General features: G+C 74.2%; 10 protein-coding genes. 4 read left to right on the top strand and 6 right to left on the bottom strand.

The window, feature by feature from the left end; all coding sequences use genetic code 11:
• Window positions 1–105 precede the first annotated feature (105 nt).
• From ACFV6D_RS34525 to bioB, 4 genes are all read right to left on the bottom strand, one after another.
• Window positions 106–540 carry a hypothetical protein gene (locus ACFV6D_RS34525; RefSeq protein ID WP_380345197.1) on the bottom strand — a complete coding sequence of 145 codons (435 nt, stop codon included), beginning with the start codon at window positions 538–540 and terminating at the stop codon, window positions 106–108.
• Between the two features lie 90 nt (window positions 541–630).
• Window positions 631–1,365 (bottom strand): dethiobiotin synthase, encoded by a 735-nt coding sequence (gene bioD / locus ACFV6D_RS34520; RefSeq protein ID WP_380562728.1) that lies wholly within the window; start codon window positions 1,363–1,365, stop codon window positions 631–633.
• On the bottom strand, window positions 1,362–2,666 hold the full coding sequence (locus tag ACFV6D_RS34515; RefSeq protein WP_380562726.1) for an adenosylmethionine--8-amino-7-oxononanoate transaminase: 1,305 nt from the start codon (window positions 2,664–2,666) through the stop codon (window positions 1,362–1,364). The genes bioD and ACFV6D_RS34515 overlap by 4 nt, the downstream gene beginning before the upstream one ends.
• 22 nt (window positions 2,667–2,688) lie before the next feature.
• The gene (bioB, locus tag ACFV6D_RS34510) at window positions 2,689–3,927 is read right to left on the bottom strand and encodes a biotin synthase BioB (protein WP_380562724.1); all 1,239 of its coding nucleotides are present in this window, start codon (window positions 3,925–3,927) and stop codon (window positions 2,689–2,691) included.
• 306 nt (window positions 3,928–4,233) lie between these two features.
• Between bioB and ACFV6D_RS34505 the strand changes: the two genes are divergently transcribed.
• Window positions 4,234–5,085: a hypothetical protein gene (locus ACFV6D_RS34505; RefSeq protein WP_159398327.1), complete on the top strand. Its 852-nt coding sequence runs from the start codon at window positions 4,234–4,236 to the stop codon at window positions 5,083–5,085.
• Window positions 5,086–5,146: 61 nt separating this feature from the next.
• Here ACFV6D_RS34505 and ACFV6D_RS34500 read toward each other — a convergent pair whose 3' ends face one another.
• Window positions 5,147–7,639: a DEAD/DEAH box helicase gene (locus tag ACFV6D_RS34500; RefSeq protein WP_380434844.1), complete on the bottom strand. Its 2,493-nt coding sequence runs from the start codon at window positions 7,637–7,639 to the stop codon at window positions 5,147–5,149.
• Between the two features lie 171 nt (window positions 7,640–7,810).
• Between ACFV6D_RS34500 and ACFV6D_RS34495 the strand changes: the two genes are divergently transcribed.
• A complete protein-coding gene (locus ACFV6D_RS34495; protein WP_380562722.1) occupies window positions 7,811–9,010 on the top strand; it encodes an 8-amino-7-oxononanoate synthase in 1,200 nt (399 codons plus the stop codon).
• A 128-nt stretch (window positions 9,011–9,138) separates the two neighbouring features.
• Window positions 9,139–9,660 carry a hypothetical protein gene (locus ACFV6D_RS34490; protein WP_380562720.1) on the top strand — a complete coding sequence of 174 codons (522 nt, stop codon included), beginning with the start codon at window positions 9,139–9,141 and terminating at the stop codon, window positions 9,658–9,660.
• 9 nt (window positions 9,661–9,669) lie between these two features.
• On the opposite strand, the gene ligD is transcribed toward ACFV6D_RS34490, so the two are convergent.
• Window positions 9,670–10,677, bottom strand: a complete 1,008-nt coding sequence (gene ligD / locus ACFV6D_RS34485; protein WP_380562718.1) for a non-homologous end-joining DNA ligase — start codon at window positions 10,675–10,677, stop codon at window positions 9,670–9,672.
• 141 nt (window positions 10,678–10,818) lie between these two features.
• Here ligD and ACFV6D_RS34480 point away from each other — a divergent pair, with 141 nt between their 5' ends.
• On the top strand, window positions 10,819–11,880 hold the full coding sequence (locus tag ACFV6D_RS34480) for an ATP-dependent DNA ligase (RefSeq protein ID WP_380562716.1): 1,062 nt from the start codon (window positions 10,819–10,821) through the stop codon (window positions 11,878–11,880).
• Window positions 11,881–12,015 lie beyond the last annotated feature (135 nt).

The raw sequence follows: 12,015 nt of genomic DNA, 5'->3' as shown, positions 1-12,015 counted from the left end.
TCTGGCTGGGTTTTGCTCGGGCGCGTGGCGGTGGTTGCCGTTGTGGGCTGCGCCGCCGGTGGTCCAGCGGGCGGCGCCGCCCCGCCCGGGCCCGAGGTTCCGGTGTCAGGCGCCGTTGAGGGCGTAGGTGCGGAAGGTGGCCAGCAGGGGGAGGACCTCGGTCTGGCTCGGGTCCTCGGTCACGGCGCGCATGGAGTCGATCACCGCGTGGGCGATGGCCTTGGTCACCGCCAGGTCGTCCCGGGGTGCGAGGGTGCCCCAGGTCTTCAGTGTCTGGGTGAGCAGGGCGCTCATCCGGGCGCCGATGTTGGAGCTCACCGCGTCGGAGAGTTCGGCGAGCTCCTCGTCGCTCATGGTGGACCGCAGGCCGAAGGCCAGGGCCATCAGGGTGTCCATCGCGTGCTCGCCGTACGCGGCGACCAGCGCCGGGAGCGACCGCTCGTCCGCACCGCCCGCGGCGAGGGCGGACAGCGCCTCGTCGTCGTCCTTCCACGCAGCCTCCAGGGCGGCCAGGGCCCGAAGAGACTCGTCTACCGTCATCCCGTCTGTCATAGGAGGAACGGTATTGAGCCCGTAGCGTCCGAACCCAGGGTTCGGGCGCCGGAATCACACCTTCGAGCGAAGCCGGGCCTATTCGGGCCGATGGGTGTGCGCGAAGTGCTTCGCGTCCCAGCTGCCGCCCAGCTCCGGGGCCAGCGAGGCGAGGGCGAGGGCGGCGAAGTCCGCGGCGGCTGCGGCGCGTTCCGGCAGGGCGCCGAGCATCGGGGCGCCGGCCGAGCGCGGCAGGTCGGCGAGGTTGCACCGTTCGGCGAGCCCGGGGGTGGTGGGCCAGGAGCCGACGAGCACGCCCGCCAGCGGCAGCCGGCGGGCGGCCAGGGCCTCCGCCGAGAGCGCGACGATGTTCAGCGTGCCCAGCCCGGCGGAGGCGACGAGCAGGACCTCGGCCGGCAGCCCGGCGTCCAGGACGGCCCGGGCCTGGTCGGCCAGGGTGCGACCCTCGTCGTCGTAGCGGACGAGCAGCCCGCCCGCGCCCTCGACCAGCACCAGGTCGTGCCCGGCGGCCAGTTCGGCGACGGCGTCGGCCACCTCGGCGGGGGAGAGGAAGGGCATCCCGGCCCGCCGGGCGGCGGTGTCGGGCGCCAGCGGCTCCGGGTAGCGCACGAGTTCACGGATCGTCAGTTCACCTGCCAGGCGCCGGACTTCATCGGCGTCGCCGGGTTCGCCGGGGGCGATCCCGGTCTGCCCGGGCTTGAGCACCGCGACCCGCAGGCCGGCCTGCAGCGCGGCCGAGGCGACCGCCGCCGTGGCGACCGTCTTGCCGACCTCGGTGTTGGTGCCCGTCATGAACAGGATCCGCGCGCTCATCCGGCCACCGCCGCAGCGGTCACGGCGTCGGCGATGCGTGCCACGTCCTCGTCCTCCGTCACGTAGGGGGGCATGGTGTAGATCAGGTCCCGGAAGGGGCGCAGCCAGACGCCGGCCCGGGCGGCCGCCTCGGTGGCCGCCGGGACGTTCACCGGGTGGTCCAGCTGGACGACGCCGATGGCGCCCTGGACCCGGACGTCCCGGACGCCCGGGAGGTCGGCGGCGGCCGCGAGCCCGTCGGCGAGTCCGGCCTCGATGCGCTTGACCCCGACCGCCCAGTCCTGACCGAGTAGCAGCTTCAGCGAGGCGTTGGCGGCCGCGCAGGCCAGCGGGTTGCCCATGAAGGTCGGCCCGTGCGCGAGCACCGGCATCTCGCCGCGGCTGATGCCGTCGGCGATCTCGCCGGTGCACAGCGCGGCGGCGAGGGTCAGGTAGCCGCCGGTGAGCGCCTTGCCCAGGCACATCACGTCCGGCGAGACGCCCGCGTGGTCGGCGGCGAACAGTGCGCCGCTGCGGCCGAATCCGGTGGCGATCTCGTCGAAGACGAGCAGCACCCCGTACCGGTCGCAGAGTTCGCGCAGCATCCGCAGGTAGGCGGGGGAGTGGAACTGCATCCCGCCGGCGCCCTGCACCACCGGTTCGACGATGACGGCGGCCAGCTCGTCGGCGTGCCGGGCCATCAGCTCCTCGAACTCGGCCGCGTACCCGGCGTCGAGCGGGGCGTCGAACCCGGCCGGTGGCTGCGGGGCGAACAGCTGCCCGGGCAGCACCCCGCCCCACAGGTGGTGCATGCTGCCGTCCGGATCGCAGACGGACATCGGGTGGAAGGTGTCGCCGTGGTACCCGCCGCGCCAGGTCAGCAGCCGGCGCTTGGCCGGGCGGCCGGTGGACTGCCAGTACTGGAGGCACATCTTCAGCGCGACCTCGACGGCCACCGAGCCCGAGTCGGCGAGGAAGACGTGCTGCAGCGGTTCGGGCGTGATCTCGACCAGCGTCGCCGCCAGCCGGACGGCGGGCTCGTGGGTGAGCCCGCCGAACATGACGTGACTCATCCGCCCCAGCTGCTCGCGCACGGCCTCGTCCAGCACCGGGTGCCGGTAGCCGTGGATGGCCGCCCACCAGGACGACATCCCGTCGACGAGCTCGCGCCGCCCGCCCGCGACGGGCTCGGCGAGGCGCAGCCGGACCCCCGAGGCGGATTCGACCACGTACGGGGTGGCGGTGCCGGGCATCGGCCCGTACGGGTGCCAGACGTGGGCGCGGTCGAGGGTGAGCAGCGTGTCCGCGGACAGCTGGGGCATGATGCGTCAGTCTCCAGAACTATCAGGCATTGGGCGCGAGTTCGGTGCCGGCGCCGCGCAGCCGGACCTTGACGAGGTCGCTGCGCAGCTCCCCGTCCGAGGCGTCCGAGGCGTCCGAGGCGTCGGCGGCGTCGGCGGCGTCGACCGCGACGGGGGCGTCGGCCGGCGCGTGCGCGTGCCCGCCGCACGGGCCGCAGCCGCCGCCGCTGCCGCAGGCCGAGGCCGCGGTGCCGCAGGAGGAGGCCGCCGCGACGTCCGCGCGGTGGCGGGGCAGGGTGGCCTCACCGGCGCCCTCGACCTCGAACCCGGCGTCCTTGATCATGTCGAGGTCGGTCTGCCCGGCCTGGCCCTCGCTGGTCAGGTAGTCGCCGAGGAAGATCGAGTTGGCGACGTGCAGCCCGAGCGGCTGCATCGAGCGCAGGTGCACTTCGCGGCCGCCGGCGATCCGCACCTCGGTGTCCGGGTTGACGAAGCGGACCATCGCCAGGATGCGCAGGCAGCGCTGCGGGCTGAGGTTCCACTCCTTGGCGAGCGGGGTGCCCTCGAACGGGATCAGGAAGTTGACCGGGACGGAGTCCGAGCCGAGCTCGCGCAGCGCGAACACCACGTCGACCAGGTCCTCGTCGTTCTCGCCCATGCCGGCGATCAGGCCGGAGCAGGCGGACAGACCCGCGCCGTGCGCCTTCTGCACGGTGTCCACCCGGTCCGCGTAGGTGTGGGTGGTGGTGATGTCGCCGTAGGTCTTCTCGGAGGTGTTGAGGTTGTGGTTGTAGGCGTCGGCGCCGGCCGCCTTCAGCCGCTCCGCCTGGTTGTCGGAGAGCAGGCCGAGGCAGACGCAGATCTCGACCTCGGGGTCGGCGTCCTTGATGGCGGCCATGGTGTCGGTGACCCGGTCGATGTCGCGGTCCGTGGGGCCGCGGCCGCTGGCGACCAGGCACACGCGCTTGGCGCCGCCGGCCACCCCGGCGCGGGCCGCGTCGGCGGCCTGGTCGGGCTTGAGCCAGGTGTACTTGAGGATCTCGGCCTTGGAGCCCAGCCGCTGCGAGCAGTAGTTGCAGTCCTCCGGGCAGAGCCCGCTCTTGAGGTTCACCAGGTAGTTGAGCTTCACGCGCCGGCCGAACCACCTCCGGCGGACCTTGCCGGCCGCGGCGACGACGTCCAGCAGCTCGTCGTCGGTGGTGGCGAGGACGGCCAGCGCCTCCTCGCGGGTCGGGACTTCGCCGCGCAGGCCCTTGGCGGTGAGGGTATCGAGCAGATCCATGGGGCCGATCCTGCCTGGTGGCGCTCGAATGGCGCCAGAGGGAACCCGCCAGAAGATCGGCGGAAGGATGTGCCACTTGCCACAGTGTCGAAGCTCACGGTGTCGTCGCTGGTCACGAGCTTGACGCCGGTGCGAATCGGAGGTTACCGGCCGGTAGGGCGCGGTCGCGGCGAAGGGCCGGACAGGCCGGCGCAGGGCGGTCGCCGGTACGCGCGCCGGACGGTCGCGGGCGCCGGCACGCGGCGGTGACCGGCAACCCCCCACCCCGTGATCCACGCCACCCGACGGTTGCTTAGAATCTGCGCCATGACCACGCAGGGGGAGCGCACCCCGACTCCGGGAGAGGGCCAGAACGGCCAGGCAGTGCGGCGGACCGGCGGGGCCCCCGCCGGCGCGGGCACGGACCTGAGCGGCAGTCGGGTCGGCGGCAGGGGCAGGCGGCTGACGGCCCGCCGGGCCGTGGGCTGGGTCGTCGTGGTGGGAGTGGTGGCCGCCGGCGGATGGATCATCACCCGCCCGATGCCCGGCGACTACATACCCGGGCTCGGCCCGTCCAGCAAGGACGCGGCCAGGACGCCGCCGGTGGTGGGGACCCCGCCGCCGCGCACCGACCCCGAGGGCCTCAATGCCGACAGCCTCTTCCCCGCCCAGCGGCCGGTCGAGGCCGCTGGGTACAAGGCCCGGCGTGGCGCCATCCGGCAGGGCGGCAACTGCACCGAGGTGCTGCAGGACCGCACCCAGGAACTGCTCAAGGACACCGGCTGCCAGGCCTACCTGACCGTCAGCTTCACCGGCCAGGACCGCCCGGTGCTCAGCAGTGTCACCGTCCTGCGCTTCGGCGACCAGGCCGCCGCCACCCGGGCCGCCGACACCCTGCGCGGCAAGCCCGGCGCGCTCGCCTTCATCCTTCCGGACACCAACGCCGCCCCCGCGCCGTCCTCCGGCGGGCCCAAGTCGGCCGAGCCGCGGGTCGAGGCGGTCGGGCACTACGTGACGGTGGTGAGCTCCCGGCTCAGCGACGCCCGCACGCCCGGCCCCGGCACCCAGTCCACCCCGGCCTCGACGCCGTCGGGCCCGGCGCTCACCACCGAGCAGACCCTGGAGGAGGCGACCCGCGCGCTCTCCTACGCGGCGGGCGCGCCGTTCGTCTGGATGTGACGCCGCGCCGGCCCCCCCCCCCGGGGGGCCGGCGACTCCGAAAGCGAGGGCTGGCGGCCCGTCAGCCGCCCAGTCGGTCCACCGCGGTGACCCGCAGCACCGCCCGGCCCTCCTCGTCCGAGCCGTACAGGTCGACCTCGGCGCTGATGCCCCAGTCGTGGTCGCCCTCCGGGTCGTCGAAGATCTGCCGGACCTTCCAGGCGGAGTCCTCCTCCTCGATGATCAGCATCTTGGGGCCGCGCGCGTTCGGGCCGGTGCCGAGGTCGTCGTACTCCTCCCAGTACCCGTCCATGGCGTCCGCCCAGCGGTCCGCGTCCCAGCCGTACGAGCCGTCCAGCTCGGCGAGCTCCGCGTAGTGCTCCAGCGCGCACAGCTCGACCCGGCGGAACAGCTCGTTGCGCACCAGCACCCGGAACGCCCGCGCGTTCGCCGTCACCGGCGCCGGCTTGTCGTCCAGCGTCACCTCGGGGGCCTGCGGGTCCGTCGGGTTGGCCAGCTGCTCCCACTCGTCCAGCAGGCTGGAGTCGACCTGGCGGACCAGTTCGCCGAGCCAGGCGATGACGTCCTTCAGGTCGTCGGTCTTCACGTCCTCGGGGACGGTCTGCTCCAGCGCCTTGAACGCGCTCGCCAGGTAGCGCAGCACGATGCCCTCGGTGCGCGCCAGCTCGTAGAAGCCGACGTAGTCCGAGAAGGTCATCGCCCGCTCGTACAGGTCGCGGACCACCGACTTCGGCCGCAGCTCGTGGTCGCCGATCCACGGGTGCGCCCGGCGGTACACCTCGTACGCGTGGGTGAGCAGTTCCTCCAGCGGCTTCGGGTAGGTGATCTCCTGGAGCCGCTCCATCCGCTCCTCGTACTCGATCCCGTCGCGCTTCATCTCGCCGATGGCCTCGCCGCGCGCCTTGTTCTGCTGCGCGGCCAGGATCTGGCGCGGGTCGTCGAGGGTCGCCTCGACCACCGAGATCACGTCCAGCGCGTACGAGGGCGAGGTCGGGTCGAGGAGCTCGAAGGAGGCCAGGGCGAAGGTGGAGAGCGGCTGGTTGAGCGCGAAGTTCTCCTGGAGGTCGAGCGTCAGGCGCACGATCCGGCCCTCGGCGTCCGGCTCCGGCAGCCGCTCGACCACGCCGCCCTGCAGCAGGGAGCGGTAGATCGCGATCGCGGTGCGGATGTGCCGGCGCTGCGCCGTGCGGTCCTCGTGGTTGTCGGTGAGCAGCTTGCGCATCGCCTCGAAGGCGTTGCCGGGGCGGCCGATCACCGACAGCAGCATCGCGTGGCTCACCTTGAACCGGGAGACCAGCGGCTCCGGGTCGGCGCCGATCAGCTTGTCGAAGGTCTCCTCGGTCCAGCCGACGAAGCCCTCCGGCGCCTTCTTGCGCACCACCTTGCGCTTCTTCTTCGGGTCGTCCCCGGCCTTGGCGATCGCCTTGTCGTTCTCGATCACGTGCTCGGGCGCCTGGGCGACCACCTGGCCGACGGTGTCGAACCCGGCCCGGCCCGCGCGCCCGGCGATCTGGTGGAACTCCCGGGCGCGCAGGATCCGCACCCGCTGCCCGTCGTACTTCGACAGGGCGGTGAACAGCACCGTGCGGATCGGCACGTTGACGCCGACACCGAGCGTGTCCGTCCCGCAGATCACCTTCAACAGGCCCGCCTGGGCGAGGCGTTCGACCAGCCGGCGGTACTTCGGCAGCATGCCCGCGTGGTGCACGCCGATGCCGTGGCGCACGAAACGCGACAGGTTGCGGCCGAACTTGGTGGTGAAGCGGAAACCGCCGATCAGGTCGGCGATGGCGTCCTTCTCCGCCTTCGAGCACATGTTGATGCTCATCAGCGACTGCGCCCGGTCCACCGCCTCCTTCTGCGTGAAGTGCACCACGTAGACCGGCGCCTGGCCGGTCTGCAGCAGCTCCTCCAGGGTGTCGTGCATCGTGGTGCGGCGGTACTCGTAGAACAGCGGCACCGGGCGGGTCGTGTTGCGCACCACCGTCGTCGGGCGGCCCGTCCGCCGGGTCAGGTCCTCCTCGAAGCGGCGCACGTCGCCGAGCGTCGCCGACATCAGCAGGAACTGCGCCTGCGGCAGCTCCAGCAGCGGGATCTGCCAGGCCCAGCCGCGGTCCGGCTCCGCGTAGAAGTGGAACTCGTCCATGACCACCTGGCCGACGTCCGCCCGGAGGCCGTCGCGCAGCGCGATCTGTGCCAGCACCTCGGCCGTGCAGCAGATGATCGGCGCGGTCGGGTTCACGCTCGCGTCGCCGGTCATCATGCCGACCTGCTCGGTGCCGAACATCTTGACCAGGTCGAAGAACTTCTCCGACACCAGCGCCTTGATCGGCGCCGTGTAGAACGTCCGCTTCCCCTCCGCCAGCGCCGCGAAGTGCGCCCCGGCCGCCACCAGGCTCTTGCCCGACCCGGTCGGCGTCGCCAGGATGACGTTGTTCCCCGACACCAGCTCGATCAGCGCCTCCTCCTGCGCCGGGTACAGCGTGATCCCGCGCTCCTCCGCCCACGCGGCGAAGGTCTCGTACAGCGCATCGGGCGTGGCGGGCTTCGGCATCAGATCAAGGAGGGTCACCCGGCTATCTTGCCTGCTCGCCGCCACCCCCGGCAAAGCCCGCCCTCCGCCGGCACCCGCCCCGGGACTGTCCGGATCGCTGCACCGTCGGCCGCGAAGCTGTGCGCGGCCGCACATTGATCGCGGCGGCGGGGCCGTGCCAGAGTGCCGGGCATGGTCCAACCGCTCGCGTCCGGAACGCACACCACCGACCTGGCCCCGGCGGCCGTCTTCGACTGGCTCGACGAGGCCGCCGAGCTGCGGGCCGAGGCCGGGCTGACGCGCCGGCTGCGCAGCCGCGCGGCACAGGACCCGGTGCTCGACCTGGCCGGGAACGACTACCTGGGGCTGACCAGGCACCCGGCGGTGACGCAGGCGGCGGCCGAGGCGGCACTGCGCTGGGGCGGAGGATCGACCGGGTCGCGGCTGGTGACCGGGACGACCGCGCTGCACACCGAACTGGAGGAGGAGCTCGCCGCGTTCTGCGGGGTCGAGGCGGCGCTGGTGTTCTCCTCCGGGTACACCGCCAACCTGGCCGCGCTGACCGCGCTCACCGACCCGGACACGCTGATCGTGTCGGACGCCTACAACCACGCCTCGCTGATCGACGGCTGCCGGCTCGCCCGCGCCGACGTCCACCGGGCCCCGCACAGCGACCCGGCGGCGGTCGCCGAGGTGCTGGCCGGGCGGACCCAGCGGCGGGCGCTGGTGGTCAGCGACTCGGTGTTCTCGGTGGACGGCGACGCCGCCCCGCTGACCGGGCTGTCCGCCGCCGCCCGGGCGCACGGCGCCGCGCTGCTGGTCGACGACGCGCACGGGCTGGGCGTCCTCGGCCCCGGCGGCGCGGGGGCGCTCGCGGCGGCCGGGCTCGCCGGGCAGCCGGACACCGTCGCCACCGTCACGCTCTCCAAGTCGCTCGGCTCGCAGGGCGGCGCCGTGCTCGGGCCGCGCCGGGTGATCCGCCACCTCACCGAGACCGCCCGCACCTTCATCTTCGACACCGGCCTCGCCCCGGCCGCCGTCGCCGCCGCCCTCGCCGCGCTGCGCCTGCTGCGCGCCGAGCCGCACCGCGCCGACCGCACCCGCGAGGTGGCCCGCGGCCTCGCGGCCCGGCTGACCGCCGCCGGGCTCCGGGCCTGCGAGCCGGACGCGGCCGTGGTGTCGGTGCGCGCCCCGGGCGCGGAGGCCGCCGTCGCCTGGGCCGCCGACTGCCGGCGGGCCGGGCTCGCCGTCGGCTGCTTCCGGCCGCCGTCCGTGCCGGACGGGGTGTCCCGGCTGCGGCTGACCGCGCGCGGGGACCTGACGGACGCGCAGCTCGCGGAGGCGGTCCGGATCATCGCCGAGCTGGCGCCGGAGGGCGCCCGGGTCGGCTGACACCTGCCGGGAGGGGCGCGCGGCGGCCGCCCGCTTGGCCGCCCTCTCGGCCGCCTGCTTGGCCGCCCGCTTGGCCGCCCGTGCAACCGTCCGGCCGTCGGTGGCGTCACCCCAGCGGGGGTGAGCCGATGGGGGTGGCGGTGCGGCGGTGGGGGCCGGTGGCGGCCGGGGTGCTGCTGGTGTGGCTGGCCGGATGGCTGGTGGGCGGGCCGGTGCGGCAGTTCGGGCAGGCGGCGGGCCTGGTGGGGGTGCCCGGGACGTTCCGGGCGGAGCGGTGTCTGATCCCGGCGTACGAGGACGGCCCACCGCCCTCGGACTGCCGGGGCGCGTTCCGCCCGGACGGCGGGAGCCCGGTGCACGGGCACGCCCGGATGTGGGCGGGCGCGCCGGTCGGCGAGGACGTCTGGGCGGTGTGCGAGGGCGACGAGTGCCACCTGGTGTCGGACGCCGAGGTGGCGCGGACGGTGATGCTGCTGGCGCTGGCCCTGGCACCGGGGGTGGCGGGCGTGCTGCTGACCGGCGTCGGCCTGCGCGAGCGGCGGGTCGGCCGGGGGCTGCTGCTCTCCGGCGCGGTCGGGGGCGTCCTGCTGTTCACCCTGGTGGTGCTGGGCGGCGTCCTCTGGTTCGTGCTGGCCATGACGGGGGTGTGAAGACACGCCCTACGCTTTCCGGGCCCGGCTGGGCTGCACCCTGGTCGGCTCGCCGGCCGCCTTGGGGTGGTCGGGCGGGTACGGGAGCTCGCCGAGGCCCTCGTCGCGCAGCTGCTTGTCGTACAGCTCCAGCAGGCCGTCCAGCCGGTACGCCCGGCCGTCCATCCCGGCGTTCAGGTCGCCGAGTTCGGCGAAGCGGGCGGGGACGGTGCGCAGGTCGAAGTCCTCGGGGGAGGCGTCGTCGAGCTCCTCCCAGCGCAGCGGGGTCGAGGCGGTGGCGCGCGGGCGGGCGCGCAGGGAGTAGGCGGAGGCGATGGTGCGGTCGCGGGCCATCTGGTTGTAGTCGACGAAGATCCGCTCGCCGCGCTCCTCCTTCCACCAGGCGGTGGTGACCTGCCCGGGCATGCGCTGCTCCAGCACCCGGCCGAGGGCGATCACCGCGTGCCGGCCGTCGGTGAAGGTCCACTCCGGCACCAGCGGGACGTACACGTGCAGGCCGCGCCCGCCGGAGGACTTGGGCCAGCCGCGCAGCCCGTACTCCTCCAGCAGGGCGCGCAGTTCGTGGGCGGCGCGGACGGCGTCGTGGAAGTCGGTGCCGGGCTGAGGGTCGAGGTCGATGCGCAGCTCGTCGACGTGCTCGGTGTCGGAGCGGCGGACCGGCCAGGGGTGGAAGGTGAGGCAGCCGAGGTTGGCGGCCCACAGCACGGCAGCCGGCTCGGTGGGGCAGATCTCGTCGGCGGAGCGGCCGCTGGGGAAGCTGATCCGGGCGGTGGGCAGCCAGTCCGGCAGGCCCTTGGGGGCGCGTTTCTGGTAGAAGAACTCGCCGTCCACGCCGTCCGGGAAGCGCTGCAGGGTGGTGGGCCGGTCGCGCAGTCCGCGCAGCACCCCGTCGGCGACGGCCAGGTAGTACTGCGCGACGTCCAGCTTGGTGAAGCCGCGCTCGGGGTAGTACACCTTGTCCGGGTTCGACAGTCGGACGCTGCGCCCGGCGACATCCAGTTCCACGGCTGAGCCCATGCCCCTCACGCTAAGGGGGCCGTGCCCTGCGCGCGTCTTTTCGTCGCGGGCCTTCTCGTTGCGGGCCTTCTCGTCGCGCGCCCTTTCGTCGTGTGCCCTTTCGTCGCGCGCCTTCCGGCCGTGCGCGCGAGGATCGGAGCCATGGACCTGCCCGTGATGCCGCCGGTGGCGCCGATGCTCGCCAAGTCGGTGGCGAAGATCCCGCCGGGGATGCAGTACGAGGCCAAGTGGGACGGCTTCCGGACGATCGTGTTCCGCGACGGCGACGAGGTGGAGCTCGGCAGCCGCACCGGCAAACCGCTGACCAGGTACTTCCCCGAGCTGGTCGCCGCGCTGCGGCGGGAGCTGCCGCCGCGCTGCGTGCTGGACGGCGAGGTGGTGATCGCCCGGGACGGCCGGCTGCGGTTCGAGGAACTGCTGGAGCGCATCCACCCGGCGGCCAGCCGGGTGCGGCTGCTCGCGGAGCGGACGCCCGCCTCCTTCATCGCCTTCGACCTGCTCGCGCTCGGTGACGCCCCGCTGCTGGACGAGCCGCTGTCGGTGCGCCGCGCGGCCCTGGAGACGGCGCTCGGCGCCGCCCGCGACCCGGTGTTCACCGCCCCCGCCTCCACCGACCGGGACGTGGCGCAGACCTGGTTCGCCGAGTACGAGGGCGCCGGGCTGGACGGCGTGGTGGCCAAGCCGCTGGACCAGCCGTACCGGCCGGGCGAACGGACCATGTTCAAGATCAAGCACGAGCGCACCGCCGACTGCGTGGTGGCCGGCTACCGCGAGCACAAGAGCGGCCCGGTGGTCGGCTCGCTGCTGCTCGGCATCAACGACGCCGAGGGCCGGCTCCAGCACGTCGGCGTCTGCGCCGCGTTCTCGATGGCCCGCCGCCGCGAACTCGCCGAGGAACTGGCCCCGTTGCGGATGACCGACCTCTCCCGCCACCCGTGGGGCGGCTGGGCCGACGAGGCGGCGCACGCCGAGGGCCGGCTGCCGGGCGCGGTCAGCCGGTGGACCGGCGGCAAGGACCTCTCCTGGGTCGCGCTGCGCCCCGAGCGGGTGGTCGAGGTCGCCTACGACCACATGGAGGGCACCCGCTTCCGGCACACCGCGCAGTTCCGCCGCTGGCGGCCGGACCGCACGCCGGAGAGCTGCACCTACGCGCAGCTGGAGGAGCCCGTCTCCTACGATCTGGCCCGCGTACTGGGCAGTTGACGGCACGTCGGAGGCCCGGCCCGGTGATCCGGGCGCCCCGCCCGGGGGGGGGGGCTGGGGGAGGGGGCGCGTGGGGGAGGGGGGGGGGGGCGGGCGCGGGGGCGGGGGGGCGGGGCGGCGCGCGGGCGCCCGCCG

This window comes from Kitasatospora sp. NPDC059812 (assembly GCF_042732075.1).
In the GTDB taxonomy this organism is placed as follows: domain Bacteria; phylum Actinomycetota; class Actinomycetes; order Streptomycetales; family Streptomycetaceae; genus Kitasatospora.
Note: the sequence above shows the minus strand (reverse complement) of the source record. Positions and strands in the feature narration are given on the sequence as shown.

Bases quoted from the DNA above. Each gene is read 5' to 3' on its own strand.
- ACFV6D_RS34480 (WP_380562716.1), top strand. From the start codon at position 10,819: ATGGACCTGCCCGTGATGCCGCCGGTGGCGCCGATGCTCGCCAAGTCG.
- ligD (WP_380562718.1), bottom strand. From the start codon at position 10,677: ATGGGCTCAGCCGTGGAACTGGATGTCGCCGGGCGCAGCGTCCGACTG.
- ACFV6D_RS34515 (WP_380562726.1), bottom strand. From the start codon at position 2,666: ATGCCCCAGCTGTCCGCGGACACGCTGCTCACCCTCGACCGCGCCCAC.
- ACFV6D_RS34490 (WP_380562720.1), top strand. From the start codon at position 9,139: ATGGGGGTGGCGGTGCGGCGGTGGGGGCCGGTGGCGGCCGGGGTGCTG.
- ACFV6D_RS34525 (WP_380345197.1), bottom strand. From the start codon at position 540: ATGACGGTAGACGAGTCTCTTCGGGCCCTGGCCGCCCTGGAGGCTGCG.
- bioB (WP_380562724.1), bottom strand. From the start codon at position 3,927: ATGGATCTGCTCGATACCCTCACCGCCAAGGGCCTGCGCGGCGAAGTC.
- bioD (WP_380562728.1), bottom strand. From the start codon at position 1,365: ATGAGCGCGCGGATCCTGTTCATGACGGGCACCAACACCGAGGTCGGC.
- ACFV6D_RS34505 (WP_159398327.1), top strand. From the start codon at position 4,234: ATGACCACGCAGGGGGAGCGCACCCCGACTCCGGGAGAGGGCCAGAAC.
- ACFV6D_RS34500 (WP_380434844.1), bottom strand. From the start codon at position 7,639: ATGCCGAAGCCCGCCACGCCCGATGCGCTGTACGAGACCTTCGCCGCG.
- ACFV6D_RS34495 (WP_380562722.1), top strand. From the start codon at position 7,811: ATGGTCCAACCGCTCGCGTCCGGAACGCACACCACCGACCTGGCCCCG.